Raw genomic sequence first — 17,619 nt, 5'->3', positions numbered from 1 at the left:
GTACGTCATGCGTATCGCATTCATCGGCCTGGGCAACATGGGCGCGCCCATGGCCCGCAACCTGATCAAGGCCGGGCATCAGCTGAACCTGTTCGACCTGAACAAGGCCGTGCTGGCCGAGCTGGCAGAACTGGGCGGGCAGATCAGCCCCTCGCCCAAGGACGCGGCGGCCAACAGCGAGCTGGTGATCACCATGCTGCCTGCCGCAGCCCATGTGCGTAGCGTGTATTTGAACGAGGACGGCGTACTGGCCGGCATTCGCCCTGGCACGCCGACCGTTGACTGCAGCACCATCGACCCGCAGACCGCACGTGACGTGTCCAAGGCCGCAGCGGCAAAGGGCGTGGACATGGGGGATGCGCCGGTTTCCGGTGGTACTGGCGGCGCGGCGGCCGGCACCCTGACGTTCATGGTCGGCGCCAGTACCGAGTTGTTCGCCAGCCTCAAGCCGGTACTGGAGCAGATGGGCCGCAACATCGTGCACTGCGGGGAAGTCGGTACCGGCCAGATCGCCAAGATCTGCAACAACCTGCTGCTAGGCATTTCGATGATCGGCGTGTCCGAGGCCATGGCCCTGGGTAACGCGCTGGGTATCGATACCAAGGTGCTGGCCGGCATCATCAACAGTTCGACCGGGCGTTGCTGGAGCTCGGACACCTACAACCCATGGCCGGGCATCATCGAAACCGCTCCGGCATCGCGTGGCTACACCGGTGGCTTTGGCGCCGAACTCATGCTCAAGGACCTGGGGCTGGCCACCGAAGCGGCACGCCAGGCACACCAACCGGTGATTCTCGGTGCCGTGGCCCAGCAGTTGTACCAGGCCATGAGCCTGCGAGGCGAGGGTGGCAAGGACTTCTCGGCCATCGTCGAGGGTTATCGCAAAAAGGATTGATGCAAGAGGTGGACTTCATCGCGGGCCAGGTGGCCTTCCCTCTGTAACTGCGCACCAGAGGGAAGGGCGTCTGCTCCGCGATTTTTTTTGTCCACGCTTACAGGTAGTGCGCGGCCGTGGTAGGAGCGGGTTCACCCGCGAATGCTACAGAAGCCTCACCGCCGCATTAGCAGGTAAACCCGCGCCTGCAAGTCAGGCGAAGACGAAATACTTACGTACAGTCTCGACCACTTCCCACGTACCTTTCATGCCTGGCTCGATCACGAACACATCACCCGCTTTCAGGTGCTTCGGCTCTTCGCCTTCCGGGGTGATGATGCAGTAGCCATCGAGGAAGTGGCAGAACTCCCATTTATCGTAGTTGACCTCGAACTTGCCCGGGGTGCAGATCCAGGTGCCCATGATTTTGCTGCCGTCGGCCGACAGGTAGGCATTGAGGTTGACGGTGTGCGGATCGCCGCCGATGCGCTTCCACTTGGTGGCGTCCACGACCGGCGTCGGGCAGGTTTCGCGCAGGACGGTGATGAAATCGGACATGGCACAACTCCTGGTGACTGGCTGAATGACTGGTCACCATAGGCCCAACGGCCGAGCCGCAGTTGCCTGGGCTCGACGTCCAGGTGTCTGCCCGCGCTATGGCAGGCGGTTTACCTCGACAGTGATGTGCGCCCCTGCGCATCAGCCGGTAAAGGTGGCTACCAGTTCTGCGGCATAACCCGGCAATGCCGCAAAATCCCGCGCGCACACCAGCAACCGGCGGTTGGCCCATGGCTCCTGCAGCGCCACCCAGTGCAACGGCAGCATGCCTTGCCAGCGCTGTACTGCTGCCAGCGGCACCACCCCGATTCCGGCCCCGCCCGCGACCATGCGGATCACCCCATCAAACCCCTCCGCACGCACCCGGACCTGCATGCGCTGCCCCTCGTGCAGCGCTTGCTCTTCCAGGTACAACCCCAATGCACTGCCGGCCCCCAGGCCTACATAGCCATGGGCCAGGCTGTCGACGAAACTTGGCGCCAGCGCACTGGCCAGGGGGTGGCCCTGTGGCGTCACCAGCACCAGCGGGTCGTCTCGAAACGGCCGGGTCTGCAGGTGCTCGCTGGGGGCGGCTGTGGACACGATGCCCAGGTCGGCCATGCCTTGGGTAATTGCCTGCACGATGCGCAAACTCGGCAGCTCTTGCACATCCACGCTGACGCCCGGGTTTTCAGCCAGATAGCTGGCCAGCAGTTCGGGCAGGTATTCGGTCAGCGCAGCGGTGTTGCACAGCAGACGCACCTGGCCTTGCTGCCCTTGCGCGTATTGGCCCAGGTCGAACTGCAGGCGTTCGACCTGCTGCGTTATCAGCCGTGCATGCTGCAAGAGTGCCTGGCCAGCCGGCGTTGGTTGTACGCCACGGCGGTTACGTTCCAGCAAGGGAATGCCCAGCGATGCTTCCATGGCGCGAATGCGCGCACTGGCTGCTGGCAGCGACAGATGGCTGCGGCCGGCGCCAGCGGTGATGTTGCCGCACTCCAGGGTGTGCTGGAACAGCTTGAGGTCGATCAGGTCGAAATGCATATGGCTCTTTCCTGGCAAGAGGCTGGCTGAGTATATGGCAGATTCTCACGTCGCCCGGGGCACGGCATCATCGACCCATGACGACCTTGCTTGCTTTCTACCAGAACATTGGCCCGGCACTCTCGTTGCTGGTTGTACTGACCTTTCTACTGGCTGGCGCAGTGAAGGGGGTCATCGGCCTGGGCCTGCCGACCATTGCCATGGGCCTGTTGGGCCTGGCTATGCCACCGGCGCAGGCTGCCGCGTTGTTGATCGTGCCCTCGACACTCACCAACCTGTGGCAGCTGGCCAGCGGCGGGCATCTGCGAGGGTTGTTGGTCCGCCTGGGGCCGATGCTGGCATTGATTTTTGTCGGCACCTTGCTGGGCAGCGCCTGGCTGGGAATCAACAGTGGCCCCTGGGCTGCGCACGCGCTGGGGGGCGCCTTGCTGGTCTATGCGTTGTATGGGTTGGTCGGCCCGGGCTTGCAGGTAGCCCCGGGACACGAGCGCTGGCTGGGACCGCTTTGCGGGCTGGTCACGGGTGTGGTCACCGCGTCGACCGGAGTGTTCGTGATGCCAGCGGTGCCTTACCTGCAGAGCCTGGGCTTGAGCCGCGAGCAGATGATCCAGGCCCTGGGCCTGTCGTTCACGGTATCGACCCTGGCCTTGGCCCTAGGCCTGGCCGGGCAGGATGCCTTGGGTGGCCAGGCGCTGGGGGCGTCGCTGCTGATGCTGGCGCCGGCCTTGCTCGGCATGCTGGCGGGCCAGTGGCTGCGTCAGCGGATCAGCGCGCTGCTGTTCAAGCGTTGCTTTTTCATCGGCCTGGCCGCCCTCGGCGGCCACCTGCTGATCAACGGTTAGCGGACGAAGCGCTGAGCATGTCGACCCTCTGGATATCGAAATCGCGCTCCAGGTAATCCATGCGTTTTTCGAAGAAGGCAGCCATGTGCGGGAGGGCCGAGTGCACGTCCAGCGCGGCCTTGTCGGCCCACACTTCGAAGAACACAAACAGGCTTGGGTCCTGCTGGTCGCGCAGCATGTGGTACTCGATGCAGCCGGGTTCCTGGCGGCTTGGCTCGACGTAGGGACGGAACAGGTTTTCGAACGCATCAGCCATTTCCGGGCGGGTCTTGGCTTTGAGGATAAAGGCGAACGGCTCACTCATGGGGCGCTACTCGGTGATGGGTGGTGAGTCAATTCTACGGCAATAATGCATTGCCAATTCGTGACTTCTGGTCAATTGTATTTTGCCCCGTCACCGCTGTATCCCGCCCCCGCGAGCCTCTAACCTGCCGGCATCAATTTTTGATTCGGCCGTGGAGGCCAGCATGAAAAAGATCCTTCTGCTCAATGGTGGTAAACAGTTCGCTCACTCCGAAGGCCGCCTCAACGCGACCTTGCACGAAGCGGCCATCGCTCACCTGGACCGCGCCGGTTTCGATGTGCGCCAGACGTTCATCGACGGCGGCTACGATGCCCAGGAAGAGGTGGAGAAATTCCTCTGGGCCGATGTGGTGGTCTATCAGATGCCCGGCTGGTGGATGGGCGCGCCGTGGACCGTGAAGAAGTACATCGACGAGGTGTTCACTGCCGGTCACGGCAGCCTGTATGCCAATGACGGTCGTACCCGTTCGGACCACTCGCAGAAATACGGCAGCGGTGGTCTGGTGCACGGCAAGCAATACATGTTGTCGCTGACCTGGAACGCGCCGCAGCAGGCGTTCGATGACCCCAGCGATTTCTTTGAAGGCAAAGGGGTGGATGCCGTGTACTTCCCGTTCCACAAGGCCAACCAGTTCCTGGGCATGACCGGCCTGCCGACCTTCCTGGCTGTGGATGTGATGAAGCGCCCAGATGTGCCGGCGGCGTTGGCAGCTTATGAGGCCCATCTGGACAAGGTGTTTGGCAAGGCACAGTAATTTTATGTCTGTACCGGCCTCTTCGCGGGCTTGCCCGCTCCCACAGGTATTACGCAGGTTTCAAGGACTTTGCAGTACTTGGGGGAGCGGGCAAGCCCGCGAAGAGGCCCGTACAGGCGCTGCTGGACTTGGCCTCGACAAGCGGTTATCTAATCCTTGCACAGACCAACCACAGGCCCTGATGTGAAAACCCGATCCGAAGAACTCCAGGTATTCGTCGCCGTCATCGACTGCGGCTCGATTTCCGCTGCTGCCGAGCAGATGGGCCAGACCCCGTCTGCCGTCAGCCGCACCTTGTCGCGTCTGGAGGGCAAGCTGGGCACCACGCTGGTCAACCGCACCACCCGGCGCATGGACCTTACCGAAGAGGGGCGCTACTTTCTTGAGCGCGCGCGGCTGATCCTGCAGCAGATGGACGAGATGGAAGAGCGTCTGTCGATGAACCGCCAGACCCCGACCGGGCGATTGCGCATCAATGCCGCTGCGCCGTTCATGCTGCATGCCATCCTGCCCTGGATCGGCGAGTTCCGCCGCCAGTACCCAGGCATCGAACTGGAGCTCAACACCGACGACCTGATCATCGACCTGCTGGAGCAGAGCACTGATGTGGCGATACGCATCGGAGAGCTGGCCGACTCCAGCCTGCACGCGCGCAGCCTGGGTTGCAGTCCGGTGCAGGTGCTGGCCAGTCCGGCCTACCTGGAGCAGCACGGCACGCCACGGCAGGTCGAGGAGCTGGCCAACCACTGTCTGCTCGGCTTCAGCCAACCGGAGTCGCTCAATCATTGGCCGCTACGTCACGCTCAGGGCGATCGCTGGAGCATCCGCCCGGCGCTGGTCGCTTCCAGCGGCGAAACCCTGCGCCAGCTGGCGTTGGCCGGGGAGGGCATCGTCAGCCTGTCGCACTTCATGACCCACGAAGATATCCGCACAGGGCGCCTGCAGGTGCTGCTGAGCGAGGCCAACAATGGCTACCGTCAGCCGATCCACGCGGTGTATTACCGCAACACCCAGTTGGCGCTGCGCATCCAGTGCTTCCTGGATTTCATCCAGCGCAAGCTGGCGATGTACGCCTGCTGAGTTGCCTGATCGCGACAAATCCTGTCCACAGGCGGCGAAACTTCTGACGGTTGATTGCACAGTCGAAGCGCTTCGGCCTTACTGACTGCTCGACAAAAACAACACCAAGGAAGTGTCATGCGTATTGTCCCGTTCCAGTACCTGGCTCTCGCAGCCGCGATCCTGAGCTGTTCCTCGGTTTACGCCGCCACCCTGGAGGGCGGCGCGGTGGCCGCCCCCGATCAATATGGCGCACAGGTGGCCGCCGATATTCTGAAAAAGGGCGGCAACGCGGTGGACGCGGCAGTCGCGACTGCCTTCACCCTGGCGGTGACTTACCCAGAGGCCGGTAATATCGGCGGTGGCGGCTTCATGACCCTGTTCGTCGATGGCAAGCCTTACTTCCTCGACTACCGCGAAGTCGCGCCCAAGGCCGCCACGCGCAACATGTACCTGGACGACAAGGGCGAGGTCATCGAGAACCTCAGCCTGGTCGGGGCACGCGCCGCAGGCGTACCCGGTACGGTAATGGGCCTGTGGGAGGCGCACCAGAAGTTCGGCAAGCTGCCCTGGAGCGAGTTGCTGACCCCGGCCATCGGCTATGCGAAAAACGGCTTCAAGGTGGCGGAAAAGCAGTACCAGTACCGCAACGATGCCCAAGGCATGTTCAAGACGGCGACCAACTTCAACGATTACTTTGGCAACATGAAGGTCGGCGAGCTGTTCAAGCAGCCGGAAATGGCCCAGACCCTGGAGCGCATAGCCGACAAGGGCGTGAGCGAGTTCTATCAAGGCAAGACCGCCGATTTGCTGGTGGCGCAGATGCAGGCTGACAAAGGCCTGATTACCAAAGAAGACCTGAAGGATTACAAGGCGGTATGGCGTGAACCGATGGCCGTGAGCTGGCGTGGCAATGTGGTGTATACCGCACCACCGCCGAGCTCGGGCGGTGTGGCGCTGGCCCAGTTGCTGGGCATCAAGGAAGACCGCGCGGCCGACTTCAAAGGGGTGGCGCATAACTCGGCGCAGTACATCCACCTGTTGGCCGAGATCGAAAAGCGGGTGTTCGCCGACCGCGCCGATTACCTGGGCGACCCGGCCTTCACCAAGGTGCCGGTGGACCAGTTGGTGGCCAAGGATTACCTGGCCAAGCGCGCAGCTCAGGTCAACCCGAAGGCCATTTCCGACACCGACAAGGTCAAGCCGGGCCTTGAACCGCATCAGACCACGCATTTCTCGATCGTCGACAAGCAGGGCAACGCGGTCAGCAATACCTACACCCTCAACCTCGACTACGGCAGTGGTGTGGTGGTGAAGGGCGCCGGTTTCCTGCTCAACGACGAGATGGATGATTTCAGCGCCAAGCCGGGTGCGGCGAACGCCTTTGGCGTGGTCGGCGGTGATGCCAACGCGATCGAACCGGGCAAGCGCATGCTGTCGTCGATGAGCCCCAGCCTGATGACCCGCGATGGCAAGGTCGAGTTGGTTATCGGTACCCCGGGTGGTTCACGGATCTTTACTTCGATCTTCCAGGTGATGAACAACCTGTACGACTACGGCATGCCGCTGGACAAGGCGGTGGCGGCGCAGCGCGTGCACCATCAGTTGCTGCCCAAGGACACCATCTACTTCGACAGCTATGCGCCATTGACCGGGCCGGTAGCTGATGAGCTGAAGAAGATGGGCTATGTGCTGGAGGACCAGGGCTGGGAGATGGGCGACATCCAGGCGATCCGCGTCGATGGGGCGAAGCTTGAGACCGCTTCCGACCCACGTGGGCGTGGGGTGGGGATGATCGTCAAGTAGTACCTGTGAGCACGCCGGGAGGGCTTTGCCCTCCTATTGCGACACAAGGCCGCCCCCATGGTGACCTGCGTACGTCGATCAATGTGGCGGCCTTGAGTCGCGAAAGGGCCGCAAAGCGGCCCCAGGTTCCAACGGTCAGACGCGGAACTGGCTGACCAGTGTCTGCAACTGCCCACCCAGCCGCGCCAGCTCCACACTCGACGCTGCCGTCTCGTCACTGGCTGCTGCGGTTTGCTCTGACACATCACGCACATTCAGGATGCTTCGGCTGATCTCTTCAGCCACCGCACTCTGCTGCTCTGCCGCCGCAGCAATCTGCTGGTTCATCGACTGGATGCTCGATACCGTACTGGTAATGCTCTCCAGCGATGACCCGGCCTTTCGCGCCAGTTCGACGCTGCTGTCGGTCAGGGCACGGCTGCCCTGCATGGCATTCGCCACTTGCTGGGTACCGTGCTGCAGGCTGGCAATCAGCTCTTCGATCTCTTCGGTAGACTTCTGCGTGCGTTGGGCCAGGCCGCGCACTTCGTCGGCAACCACGGCAAAGCCACGGCCTGCCTCGCCGGCACGCGCCGCCTCGATCGCTGCGTTGAGCGCCAGCAGGTTGGTCTGTTCGGCCACCGACTTGATCACGTCCATCACGCTGCCAATTTTCTGGCTTTCCTGCTGCAGCAGGTTCATGGCCTCGGTGGAGCGGTGCATGTCTTCGGCCAGGCGTTCGATCTGGCCAATCGCTTCGCCCACTACGCGGTCGCCGGCACGGGCTTCGTCATCGGCTCCGGTGGCTGCATGTGAGGCCTGCTCGGCATTGCGCGCCACTTCCTGAACGGTAGCGGCCATTTCGTGCATGGCGGTGGCCACCTGGTCGGTCTCGACTTTCTGGCTGTTGGCGCCCGCGCTGGTCTGTTCGGTGACTGCCGACAGTTCTTCGGCGGCGCTGGCAATCTGGGTGACGCCATCGCGGATGCCGCTGATCAGCTCGCGCAGGGTGGTGCCCATGCGCGCGATGCCTTGCTGCAGCACGCCCAGTTCGTCACGGCGGGTGACGCGCATGTGCTGGGTAAGGTCGCCACTGGCGATTTTTTCCACGGCCACCAGGGTGTCTTGCAACGGGCGCGTGATCTGGCGGGTGATCAGCACCGCCGCCAGCACGCCGACCAGCAGCGCCAGCAGTGTGGCAATGGCCTGCAGGCTACGGGCCTGGGTACTCTCGATGTCACGGCGCTCCAGCTGGATCTGGTACAACGCGTCGCTGCGCTTGACGATGTCGGCACCCTGCACGGTCATTTCGGCACGCGAGGTGGTGATGTTGGCAACCGCGTCGCGGAACTGGCGTACGGCGTCACGATAGGCCAGTACTGCGTTTTCGAACTGTTGCAGGCGCGCATCTTCGCTGGGCAGCTGGCGCTTGAGGTTGTCGGTATCGGCCAGTGCTGCATCCAGCTGGCGCAAGGCGGCCTGCTCGTTGGCGCTGCTGTTGTCGGCGATGTAGCCACGCACATCGATGCGTACCTGCAGCAGTTGCTGGCGGGCCTTGCTGATCAGCTGGTACTGGGCCAGGCGCACACTGTCAGCCTCGGGGCGAGCCATCACCTCCTGGCTGAGCGCATCCATGGCCTGGTCGGCGCGGATGGCCGAGCTGTCCATGGAAACGCGCGCCGCGCGGGTGGCGTCGTAGCCCTGGCGCATCTTGTTCAGCGATAGCTTGTAGGCACTGATGGTATCGCCCAGCTCACCCAGCAGCTTGACGTTCTCCGGGCTTTTGAAGGTGGTGGCCAGGTAGGCCTGCTGCTTGCTGAATGCGTCCAGCTTGGCCAGGGTGTTGGCGGCGGCGGTATCGTCGCCGTTGGCGATCATGTACTGCAGGCGCGCAATGCGCAGATCGGTGAGGTCCTTGTTCAACTGGCCAATATCGCCCATCCAGTTGCTACGGTCGATCAGGCTGCCCAGGCTGGTCCAGCCGGTGAGGGCCAGCAGGCCAGTGAGGACCAGCACCAGGCCGAAGCCCAGGCCGAGTTTAAGGTTGACGCTGATGTTGGCGAACCAGCTGTTCATGCACGCTCTCCAGAAGTTGATTTCGCTCTCTTGATCTTCGATCGCCAGGCGTTGTTGTTCTGGATGCCCGCTGATTCGTGCAGGGGTTATCGGCCATGATTGGGGAAGCTGAAACGCTTTTTCAGCAAAATGTCAGCAAGCGGTCTCACTCGGTCCCTGTTGCACCGGGCATCAGAGAGTGCGTGCACTGAAGGTGTCGCAGCGATTCACTTCACCTTCGGCAAACCCGGCCTTGAACCAGCGCACCCGCTGCGCCGAGGTACCGTGGGTGAACGAGTCTGGCACTACGCGCCCGCGGCTTTGCTGCTGCAGGCGGTCGTCGCCGATTGCATTGGCCGCATTCAGCGCTTCCTCGACATCGCCTGGCTCCAGCCAGTTCAGGCGTTTCTGCGCCTGGTAGGCCCATACCCCGGCCAGACAGTCGGCCTGCAACTCCTGGCGCACCAACAGGCCGTTGTCGCCCTCCATGCGCTGGCCAGCGCGTCGTGCGGCGTCGACCTTGGCCGAGACGCCCAGCAGTGTCTGCACATGGTGACCGATTTCGTGGGCGATCACGTAGGCCTGGGCGAAGTCGCCAGCTGCAGCGAAGCGGGTTTCCATTTCACGGAAGAACGACATGTCCAGGTATACCCGCTGGTCCGCCGGGCAATAGAACGGCCCAACCGCTGCCGAGGCAAAACCGCAGGCCGAATTGACCTGGCCGCTGAACAGGACCAGTTTGGGGTCACGGTATTGTTTGCCGGCCTCGGCGAACAGGGCTTTCCAAGTGTCTTCGGTGTCACCCAGAACCGAGGCGACGAACTCAGCTTGCTGGTCGTTGGCCGGTGGCGCCTTGCCGCCCGCACCACTGGGCGCCGTCTGCTGTTGTTGCTGCTCCATCTGCCCGGCAAGCTGGCCAAGAATCTGCAGCGGGTCCTGCCCGGTGAGCCAGCCGATGCCGACGATCAGCAGAATCGCCCCGAGCCCCAGCCCCTTGCCGCCGCCGAAGCGCATGCCGCCACCGCCACCTTCGCCCCGGGCATCGACCACGTTGTCGCTGCGTCGGCCTTTTCGCCATTCCATGAATGCTCTCCCGAGCGTGAAACAAGAAGTCAAAGATTAGTTCAGGAAAGCGGCAGGTGTCAGGCAAAGGTGTTAATCCATAACCATTTGGTTATGTATGAGGTGGTCGATTTCAATATTCATCGCGCGCGACCTGCCGGAAACTGCAAGTCCGCCTGCCACGCCCAGGCGTTCTCACAATTCCAAGAGAGGAAACCGGCATGCCCGCCCAGGACAACAGCCGCTTCGTGATCCGTGATCGCAACTGGCACCCTAAAGCCCTTACGCCTGACTACAAGACCTCCGTTGCCCGCTCGCCGCGCCAGGCACTGGTCAGCATTCCGCAGTCGATCAGCGAAACCACTGGTCCGGACTTTTCCCATCTGGGCTTCGGCGCCCACGACCATGACCTACTGCTGAACTTCAATAACGGTGGCCTGCCCATTGGCGAGCGCATCATCGTCGCCGGCCGTGTCGTCGACCAGTACGGCAAGCCTGTGCCGAACACTCTGGTGGAGATGTGGCAAGCCAACGCCGGCGGCCGCTATCGCCACAAGAACGACCGCTACCTGGCGCCGCTGGACCCGAACTTCGGTGGTGTTGGCCGGTGCCTGACCGACCGTGACGGCTACTACAGCTTCCGCACCATCAAGCCGGGCCCGTACCCATGGCGCAACGGCCCGAACGACTGGCGCCCGGCGCATATCCACTTCGCCATCAGCGGCCCATCGATCGCCACCAAGCTGATCACCCAGTTGTACTTCGAAGGTGACCCGCTGATCCCGATGTGCCCGATCGTCAAGTCGATCGCCAACCCGCAAGCCGTGCAGCAGTTGATCGCCAAGCTCGACATGAGCAACGCCAACCCGATGGACTGCCTGGCCTACCGCTTCGACATCGTGCTGCGCGGCCAGCGCAAGACCCACTTCGAAAACTGCTGAGGACCCCGCCATGCCAATCGAACTGCTGCCGGAAACCCCTTCGCAGACTGCCGGCCCCTACGTGCACATCGGCCTGGCCCTGGAAGCCGCCGGCAACCCGACCCGCGACCAGGAAATCTGGAACTGCCTGGCCAAGCCAGACGCCCCGGGCGAGCACATTCTGCTGATCGGCCACGTATACGACGGAAACGGCCACCTGGTGCGCGACTCGTTCCTGGAAGTGTGGCAGGCCGACGCCAACGGTGAGTACCAGGATGCCTACAACCTGGAAAACGCCTTCAACAGCTTTGGCCGCACGGCTACCACCTTCGATGCCGGTGAGTGGACGCTGCAAACGGTCAAGCCGGGTGTGGTGAACAACGCTGCTGGCGTGCCGATGGCGCCGCACATCAACATCAGCCTGTTTGCCCGTGGCATCAACATCCACCTGCACACGCGCCTGTATTTCGATGATGAGGCCCAGGCCAATGCCAAGTGCCCGGTGCTCAACCTGATCGAGCAGCCGCAGCGGCGTGAAACCTTGATTGCCAAGCGTTGCGAAGTTGATGGGAAGACGGCGTACCGCTTTGATATCCGCATTCAGGGGGAAGGGGAGACCGTCTTCTTCGACTTCTGAGGTGAAGCTTGGGGCCGCTCTGCGGCCCATTCGCGGGCAAGCCCGCTCCTACATTGATCGGCGTCGGCGTACGCAGATCGTCGTAGGAGCGGGCTTGCCCGCGAATGGGCTGCAAAGCAGCCCCGGCAAAACAACGATCAGCGCCGAACCAGCAGCACCCCACTCTCCATATGGTGGGTATACGGGAACTGGTCAAACAATGCACAGCGCTCGATACGGTGGGTGTCCTGCAACTGGGCAATGTTCGCTGCCAGTGTTTCCGGGTTGCACGAGATGTACAGGATGCGTTCGAAACGACGGGTCAGCTCGCAGGTATCCGGGTCCATCCCCGCACGCGGTGGGTCGACGAACACGGTACCGAACTGATAACTCTTCAGGTCGATGCCTTCCAGGCGACGGAACGGCCGCACCTCATTCAGTGCCTGGGTCAGCTCCTCTGCCGACAAACGTACCAGCCGCACGTTATCCACAGCGTTCTCGTCGAGGTTGCTCAGTGCGGCATTGACCGATGTCTTGCTGATTTCGGTGGCCAGCACCTGGCGTACGCGCGTGGCCAGCGGCAGGGTGAAGTTGCCGTTGCCGCAATACAGCTCCAGCAGGTCATCCTCACGCTCGCCAATGGCCTCGAAGGCCCAGCTGAGCATCTTCTGGTTCACTGCGCCGTTGGGCTGGGTGAACGCACCCTCCGGCTGGCGGTAACTGAACACGCGGCCAGCCACATCGAGTTTTTCCACTGCGTAGTCGCGGCCGATAACCAGGCGCTTGCCCTTGGAACGGCCGATGACGCTCACCCCCAGCGCTTCAGCCAGTTGCCGTGCTTCCACTTCCCAGGCCTCGTCCAGCGGGCGGTGATAGCACATCGTGATCATCGCATCGCCAGCCAGCGTGGTGAGGAACTCCACCTGGAACAGGCGGTTGCCCAGTTCTTCGCTGGCCTGCCAGGCTGCCTTCAGGCGTGGCATCAACGCGTTGATGCGTTCGCTGGCAATGGGGAAATCGTCGATCAGGATTGCCTTGTGCTTCTCGCCCGGGGCGAACATGGCGTAGTGGCGCTGGCCATCCTCGCGCCACAGGCGGAACTCGGCGCGCAGGCGGTAATGATCGCGCGGTGAGTCGAAAACAGCCGGTTCCGGCGCGCCGAACGGTGCCAGCAGCTCGCGCAGCCGGGTCACTTTGGCATCCAGCTGGGTGGCGTAGGAGGAGGGGTCGAAAGCAGCACTCATGCGTTGAACCAGCCTAGCTTGATGACGAACAGGATGGAAAGGATCACCAGCGCCGAGTTCAGTTCGCGGTGGCGGCCCGAGATCAGCTTGACGGCGGTCCAGGCGATGAAGCCGAAGGCGATACCATTGGCGATCGAGTACGTCAGCGGCATGGCCAAGGCAGTTACCACCACCGGTGCGGCTTCGGTGACGTCGTCCCAGTTTATTTCCGCCAGGCCCGAGGCCATCAGTACCGCGACGAACAGCAGCGCCGGAGCGGTGGCGAAGGCGGGCACGCTACCGGCCAGTGGGGCAAAGAACAGCGCCAGCAGGAACAGCACGGCAACCACGATGGCCGTCAGGCCGGTGCGGCCACCGGCGCTCACGCCCGCAGCGGATTCGATGTAGCTGGTGGTGGTCGAGGTGCCCAGCAGGGAGCCGGCCATGGCGGCGGTGCTGTCGGCGATCAGGGCGCGGCCCATCTTCGGCATGTGGCCGTCCTTGCCCATCAGGCCGGCGCGCTTGGCCACGGCGATCAGGGTGCCGGAGTTGTCGAACAGGTCGACGAACAGGAACGCGAAGATCACGCTGATCAGGCCCACGTCGAGGGCACCGGCGATGTCCAGCTGCAGGAAGGTGGGTGCCAACGACGGTGGCATCGACACGATCCCGCCGAACGGCGTGACGCCCATGGCGATCGACGCGACGGTGACGGCCAGGATGCCGATCAGCACCGCGCCGCGCACTTTCAGCGACTCAAGGCCGACGATCAGGAAAAAGCCCAGTGTGGCGAGAATCACCGAAGGCTGCTTGAGGTCGCCCATGCCCACCAAGGTGGCTGGGTTATCGACGACGATGCCGGCGTTATGCAGGGCGATCAATGCCAGGAACAGGCCAATGCCGGCGGCAATCGCCGAACGCAGCGGCAGCGGGATGCTGTTCACGATCCACTCGCGGATGCGGAAGATCGACAGCAGGAAGAACATCACTGCTGACAGGAACACGGCACCCAGTGCCACCTGCCAGGTGTGGCCCATGTGCAGCACTACGGTGTAGGTGAAGAACGCGTTCAGGCCCATGCCCGGTGCCAGGGCGATCGGGTAGTTGGCAATCAGGCCCATGGTGGCGGAGCCGATGGCGGCTGCCAGGCAGGTGGCGACGAAGATCGCGCCCTTGTCCATGCCGGTCTCACCGAGGATGCTCGGGTTGACGAACAGGATGTAGGCCATGGCCAGGAAGGTGGTGACGCCCGCGAGAATCTCGGTGCGCACGTTGGTGTTGTGTGCTCTTAGTTGAAACAGCCTTTCCAGCATGCCCGCTCCCCAAGGCGCCCCCGGCGCCATGAATGTATCGACCCCATCAGCAAAGCACAGACCGTACCGGATGCTGTGGTTTTGTGTGGGGAGGAAAAAAGCCGCGCATCATACCAGCATGCATGGCGGGGGCCTATGGCCGTTGGGGAATGGGTTTTTCCGGCCCTGCGCGGGTAACGTCCCCTGCAGGCGCGGGCTTGCCCGCGAACAGTCCGGCACGGGTGACGCGTCACCCGTTATGCAACCGATCCCGCTTGGCCAGGGTAGGGAACAGTTTTATCCACACCCCGGTCACCACCAAGGTGCCCACCCCGCCCAGCACTACCGCCGGCACTGTACCAAACCAGTGCGCGGTCACCCCCGATTCGAACTCACCGAGCTGGTTCGAGGCACCGATGAACAGGCCGTTCACTGCGCTCACCCGCCCACGCATTTCATCCGGTGTCTCCAGCTGCACGAACGAGCTGCGAATGACCATGCTGATCATGTCTGCCGCACCCAGTACCACCAGTACCGCCAGCGAGAACCAGAACGAGGTCGACAGGCCGAAGGCGATGGTCGCCACGCCGAACACCCCGACCGCAGTGAACATCGTCCGCCCGACGTTGCGCTGGAACGGGAAGCGCGCCAGCCAGAGCGACATCAGCAACGCCCCCACCGCTGGCGCGGAGCGCAACAGGCCAAGGCCCATCGGCCCGGTCAGCAGGATGTCTTTGGCAAATACCGGCAGCAACGCGGTGGCCCCGCCCAACAATACGGCGAACAGGTCCAGCGAGATGGCGCCGAGGATGTCGGGCCGGCTGCGAATGAAACGGATGCCAGCCAGCAGCGATTCGATGCTGGCGCGCCCGCGCTGGGCGACCTGGCCGCGCGCCTGCAGGCTCAGGGTCAGCACGCAGGCAATGGCGTACAAGGCCACCGTCGGGCCGTACACCCACATGCTGCCAAAGGCATACAGGAAACCGCCCACCGCCGGCGCCACGATGGTCGCCGACTGGGTGGCCGAGGCCGACGCCGCCACTGCCCGCGGGAACAGCCCGGCCGGTACCACATTGGGCAACAGCGCCTGGGTTGCCGGCATTTCGAATGAGCGGCTGGCGCCGAGCAGGAAGGCCAGGGCAAAGATCAGTTCGCGGGTGACGTTGTCGGTGGCACTGCCCACCGCCAGCGCCAGGGCAATCAGCCCCTGAAGGCTCTGGCACAGGGCGGCGACCTTGCGCCTGTCATAGCGGTCGGCGACATGGCCGGTGTGCAGCATGAACAGCACCCGTGGGGCGAACTCGACCAGGCCGACCAGGCCCAGGTCCAGGACGTTGCCGGTCAATTGGTAGAGGTGCCAGCCGATGGCCACGGTGAGCATCTGGAAGCCGCTGGCGGTGAACACGCGGGCCAGCCAGAAGGCCAAAAAAGGACGATGGTGACGCAACAACTGCGGTGCGGAATCGGACATCGGAAACCAGGGGCCTCGGCGCAGTAGAGGGGGGGCGCAGCGTATCATCTGTTTGTAACAAGCGGTTACTGTTTGCTCAGGTCGGCACTTTTCCACTGCTAATCAAAGAGGGTGAGGCAACAGGTCACGCGGCAATCCACCACACGGCCCACCGGGCCATTCGGGACTATGCTTCCTAGCATTCATTGATCTGGGTCAATCGTTCCAGATCAATGAATTGGCCGTCTGGCCGGAATCCCTGCGATCGAACAGAACAATTCCAACACGCCGTACTCGACCCAGTGGGGGCAGTGGGCGACTGGGGCCACAAGCCCGGACGCCGGATTATCTGAAGAGGAAGCACCATGTTCGGAATAGAGGCCTTAGAGCTCGCCCGAATGCAGTTTGCCTTTACCGTGTCGTTCCACATCCTGTTCCCGGCCATCACCATTGGCCTGGCCAGCTACCTGGCAGTCCTCGAAGGCCTATGGCTGCGGACCCACAACCAGGTCTACCGTGACCTCTATCACTTCTGGTCGAAGATCTTCGCCGTCAACTTCGGCATGGGCGTGGTCTCCGGTCTGGTCATGGCCTACCAGTTCGGTACCAACTGGAGCCGCTTCTCCGACTTTGCCGGCGCCGTCACCGGCCCGCTGCTCACCTACGAAGTACTGACTGCGTTCTTCCTCGAGGCCGGCTTCCTGGGCGTCATGTTGTTTGGCTGGAACCGCGTCGGCCGTGGTCTGCACTTCTTCTCCACGGTGATGGTAGCGCTCGGTACGCTGGTCTCTACCTTCTGGATTCTCGCCTCCAACAGCTGGATGCAAACCCCGCAAGGTCACGAGATCATCGATGGTCGGGTGGTGCCGGTGGACTGGTTTGCGGTGGTGTTCAACCCCTCCTTCCCCTACCGCCTGATGCACATGGCCACTGCCGCGTTCGTGTCCACCGCGTTCTTCGTCGGTGCCTCGGCGGCCTGGCACCTGCTGCGCGGGCGTGACAACCCGGCTGTACGCAAGATGCTGTCGATGGCCATGTGGATGGCACTGATCGTCGCCCCGATTCAGGCAGTGATCGGCGATTTCCACGGCCTCAATACCCTCAAGCACCAGCCGGTGAAAATTGCTGCGATCGAAGGCCACTGGGAGAACGTGCCCGGTGAGCCGACTCCGCTGATCCTGTTCGGCATTCCCGACATGGAGGCCGAGACTACCCGGTTCAAGATCGAGATCCCGGCGCTCGGCAGCCTGATCCTGACTCACAGCCTGGACAAGCAGGTGCCGGCGATGAAGGAGTTTCCGCCCGAGGACCGGCCTAATTCGACCATTGTGTTCTGGTCGTTCCGGATCATGGTCGGGCTTGGTTTCCTGATGATCTTCGTTGGCCTGTGGAGCCTGTGGTTGCGCAAACGCGGCACGCTGTACAGTTCACGCCCGTTCCTGCATGTGGCCCTGTGGATGGGGCCATCCGGGCTGATCGCGGTGCTGGCCGGCTGGTTCACTACCGAAATTGGCCGCCAGCCCTGGGTGGTGTACGGCCTGATGCGCACGGCGGACGGTGTTTCCAACCACAGCTACGCCCAGCTCGGCTTCACCCTTGTGGCGTTCGTGGTGGTGTACTTCGCCCTGTTTGGCACCGGCCTTGGCTACATGATGCGCCTGGTGCGCAAAGGGCCGCAGACCGGTGAGGGTGACGAGCACACACCGGGAGGCCCTGGCCAGAAACGCACGCCGGCACGGCCTTTGTCCGCCGCCGATGATGGCCGCGAGGCCACCTCTGCCAGCCTGAACAAGGGGAACTGA

The 17,619-nt window shown here is 63.0% G+C and carries 16 protein-coding genes; 8 read left to right on the top strand and 8 right to left on the bottom strand.

The genetic code is table 11. The annotated features are described in order from the left end of the window. The first annotated feature begins 7 nt into the window (after nt 1-7). Nucleotides 8-895 (top strand): 3-hydroxyisobutyrate dehydrogenase, encoded by an 888-nt coding sequence (gene mmsB / locus PRJ_RS23520; RefSeq protein ID WP_010955321.1) that lies wholly within the window; start codon nt 8-10, stop codon nt 893-895. Nucleotides 896-1,087: 192 nt separating this feature from the next. Here the strand turns inward: mmsB and PRJ_RS23515 are convergent, their stop codons facing one another. Continuing rightward, nucleotides 1,088-1,432, bottom strand: a complete 345-nt coding sequence (locus PRJ_RS23515; RefSeq protein WP_003251579.1) for a cupin domain-containing protein — start codon at nt 1,430-1,432, stop codon at nt 1,088-1,090. Nucleotides 1,433-1,573: 141 nt separating this feature from the next. Further along, nucleotides 1,574-2,455 carry a LysR substrate-binding domain-containing protein gene (locus tag PRJ_RS23510; protein ID WP_104962562.1) on the bottom strand — a complete coding sequence of 294 codons (882 nt, stop codon included), beginning with the start codon at nt 2,453-2,455 and terminating at the stop codon, nt 1,574-1,576. Between the two features lie 77 nt (nt 2,456-2,532). On the opposite strand from PRJ_RS23510, the gene PRJ_RS23505 reads away from it, so the two are divergent. Continuing rightward, nucleotides 2,533-3,297, top strand: a complete 765-nt coding sequence (locus PRJ_RS23505; protein WP_104887055.1) for a sulfite exporter TauE/SafE family protein — start codon at nt 2,533-2,535, stop codon at nt 3,295-3,297. Here PRJ_RS23505 and PRJ_RS23500 read toward each other — a convergent pair. Continuing rightward, nucleotides 3,287-3,601, bottom strand: a complete 315-nt coding sequence (locus tag PRJ_RS23500; protein ID WP_010955318.1) for a putative quinol monooxygenase — start codon at nt 3,599-3,601, stop codon at nt 3,287-3,289. The genes PRJ_RS23505 and PRJ_RS23500 overlap by 11 nt on opposite strands. Before the next feature lie 163 nt (nt 3,602-3,764). Here PRJ_RS23500 and PRJ_RS23495 point away from each other — a divergent pair, with 163 nt between their 5' ends. The 3 genes from PRJ_RS23495 to ggt all read left to right on the top strand — a co-directional run bounded on the left by PRJ_RS23495 (nt 3,765) and on the right by ggt (nt 7,220). Further along, a complete protein-coding gene (locus tag PRJ_RS23495; protein ID WP_049587100.1) occupies nt 3,765-4,355 on the top strand; it encodes an NAD(P)H-dependent oxidoreductase in 591 nt (196 codons plus the stop codon). 183 nt (nt 4,356-4,538) lie between these two features. After that, nucleotides 4,539-5,435 carry a LysR family transcriptional regulator gene (locus tag PRJ_RS23490; RefSeq protein ID WP_064491005.1) on the top strand — a complete coding sequence of 299 codons (897 nt, stop codon included), beginning with the start codon at nt 4,539-4,541 and terminating at the stop codon, nt 5,433-5,435. A gap of 117 nt (nt 5,436-5,552) precedes the next feature. Beyond that, nucleotides 5,553-7,220: a gamma-glutamyltransferase gene (gene ggt, locus PRJ_RS23485; protein WP_010955315.1), complete on the top strand. Its 1,668-nt coding sequence runs from the start codon at nt 5,553-5,555 to the stop codon at nt 7,218-7,220. A 135-nt stretch (nt 7,221-7,355) separates the two neighbouring features. Here the strand turns inward: ggt and PRJ_RS23480 are convergent, their stop codons facing one another. Then, entirely contained in the window at nt 7,356-9,323 is a 1,968-nt protein-coding gene (locus tag PRJ_RS23480; RefSeq protein WP_371928152.1) for a methyl-accepting chemotaxis protein, read from the bottom strand. Between the two features lie 123 nt (nt 9,324-9,446). Further along, on the bottom strand, nt 9,447-10,337 hold the full coding sequence (locus PRJ_RS23475; RefSeq protein WP_003251596.1) for a neutral zinc metallopeptidase: 891 nt from the start codon (nt 10,335-10,337) through the stop codon (nt 9,447-9,449). 200 nt (nt 10,338-10,537) lie between these two features. On the opposite strand from PRJ_RS23475, the gene pcaH reads away from it, so the two are divergent. Then, entirely contained in the window at nt 10,538-11,257 is a 720-nt protein-coding gene (gene pcaH, locus PRJ_RS23470; protein ID WP_009682255.1) for a protocatechuate 3,4-dioxygenase subunit beta, read from the top strand. A 10-nt stretch (nt 11,258-11,267) separates the two neighbouring features. Then, nucleotides 11,268-11,873: a protocatechuate 3,4-dioxygenase subunit alpha gene (gene pcaG / locus PRJ_RS23465; RefSeq protein WP_010955312.1), complete on the top strand. Its 606-nt coding sequence runs from the start codon at nt 11,268-11,270 to the stop codon at nt 11,871-11,873. 137 nt (nt 11,874-12,010) lie between these two features. Here the strand turns inward: pcaG and trmA are convergent, their stop codons facing one another. From trmA to PRJ_RS23450, 3 genes are all read right to left on the bottom strand, one after another. Next, on the bottom strand, nt 12,011-13,096 hold the full coding sequence (gene trmA, locus PRJ_RS23460; protein WP_104962560.1) for a tRNA (uridine(54)-C5)-methyltransferase TrmA: 1,086 nt from the start codon (nt 13,094-13,096) through the stop codon (nt 12,011-12,013). Beyond that, the gene (locus tag PRJ_RS23455) at nt 13,093-14,388 is read right to left on the bottom strand and encodes an NCS2 family permease (protein WP_010955311.1); all 1,296 of its coding nucleotides are present in this window, start codon (nt 14,386-14,388) and stop codon (nt 13,093-13,095) included. The genes trmA and PRJ_RS23455 overlap by 4 nt, the downstream gene beginning before the upstream one ends. 229 nt (nt 14,389-14,617) lie before the next feature. Continuing rightward, nucleotides 14,618-15,838, bottom strand: a complete 1,221-nt coding sequence (locus PRJ_RS23450) for an MFS transporter (protein ID WP_010955310.1) — start codon at nt 15,836-15,838, stop codon at nt 14,618-14,620. A 344-nt stretch (nt 15,839-16,182) separates the two neighbouring features. On the opposite strand from PRJ_RS23450, the gene PRJ_RS23445 reads away from it, so the two are divergent. Beyond that, a complete protein-coding gene (locus PRJ_RS23445) occupies nt 16,183-17,619 on the top strand; it encodes a cytochrome ubiquinol oxidase subunit I (protein WP_019438403.1) in 1,437 nt (478 codons plus the stop codon).

Source organism: Pseudomonas sp. XWY-1 (genome assembly GCF_002953115.1).
In the GTDB taxonomy this organism is placed as follows: domain Bacteria; phylum Pseudomonadota; class Gammaproteobacteria; order Pseudomonadales; family Pseudomonadaceae; genus Aquipseudomonas; species Aquipseudomonas alloputida.
This window is presented reverse-complemented; position numbering and strand designations above follow the sequence as displayed.

Excerpts from the sequence above, each read along its gene's own strand:
- mmsB (WP_010955321.1), top strand. The coding sequence starts at position 8 with ATGCGTATCGCATTCATCGGCCTGGGCAACATGGGCGCGCCCATGGCC.
- PRJ_RS23515 (WP_003251579.1), bottom strand. The coding sequence starts at position 1,432 with ATGTCCGATTTCATCACCGTCCTGCGCGAAACCTGCCCGACGCCGGTC.
- PRJ_RS23510 (WP_104962562.1), bottom strand. The coding sequence starts at position 2,455 with ATGCATTTCGACCTGATCGACCTCAAGCTGTTCCAGCACACCCTGGAG.
- PRJ_RS23505 (WP_104887055.1), top strand. The coding sequence starts at position 2,533 with ATGACGACCTTGCTTGCTTTCTACCAGAACATTGGCCCGGCACTCTCG.
- PRJ_RS23500 (WP_010955318.1), bottom strand. The coding sequence starts at position 3,601 with ATGAGTGAGCCGTTCGCCTTTATCCTCAAAGCCAAGACCCGCCCGGAA.
- PRJ_RS23495 (WP_049587100.1), top strand. The coding sequence starts at position 3,765 with ATGAAAAAGATCCTTCTGCTCAATGGTGGTAAACAGTTCGCTCACTCC.
- ggt (WP_010955315.1), top strand. The coding sequence starts at position 5,553 with ATGCGTATTGTCCCGTTCCAGTACCTGGCTCTCGCAGCCGCGATCCTG.
- PRJ_RS23475 (WP_003251596.1), bottom strand. The coding sequence starts at position 10,337 with ATGGAATGGCGAAAAGGCCGACGCAGCGACAACGTGGTCGATGCCCGG.
- pcaH (WP_009682255.1), top strand. The coding sequence starts at position 10,538 with ATGCCCGCCCAGGACAACAGCCGCTTCGTGATCCGTGATCGCAACTGG.
- pcaG (WP_010955312.1), top strand. The coding sequence starts at position 11,268 with ATGCCAATCGAACTGCTGCCGGAAACCCCTTCGCAGACTGCCGGCCCC.
- trmA (WP_104962560.1), bottom strand. The coding sequence starts at position 13,096 with ATGAGTGCTGCTTTCGACCCCTCCTCCTACGCCACCCAGCTGGATGCC.
- PRJ_RS23455 (WP_010955311.1), bottom strand. The coding sequence starts at position 14,388 with ATGCTGGAAAGGCTGTTTCAACTAAGAGCACACAACACCAACGTGCGC.
- PRJ_RS23450 (WP_010955310.1), bottom strand. The coding sequence starts at position 15,838 with ATGTCCGATTCCGCACCGCAGTTGTTGCGTCACCATCGTCCTTTTTTG.
- PRJ_RS23445 (WP_019438403.1), top strand. The coding sequence starts at position 16,183 with ATGTTCGGAATAGAGGCCTTAGAGCTCGCCCGAATGCAGTTTGCCTTT.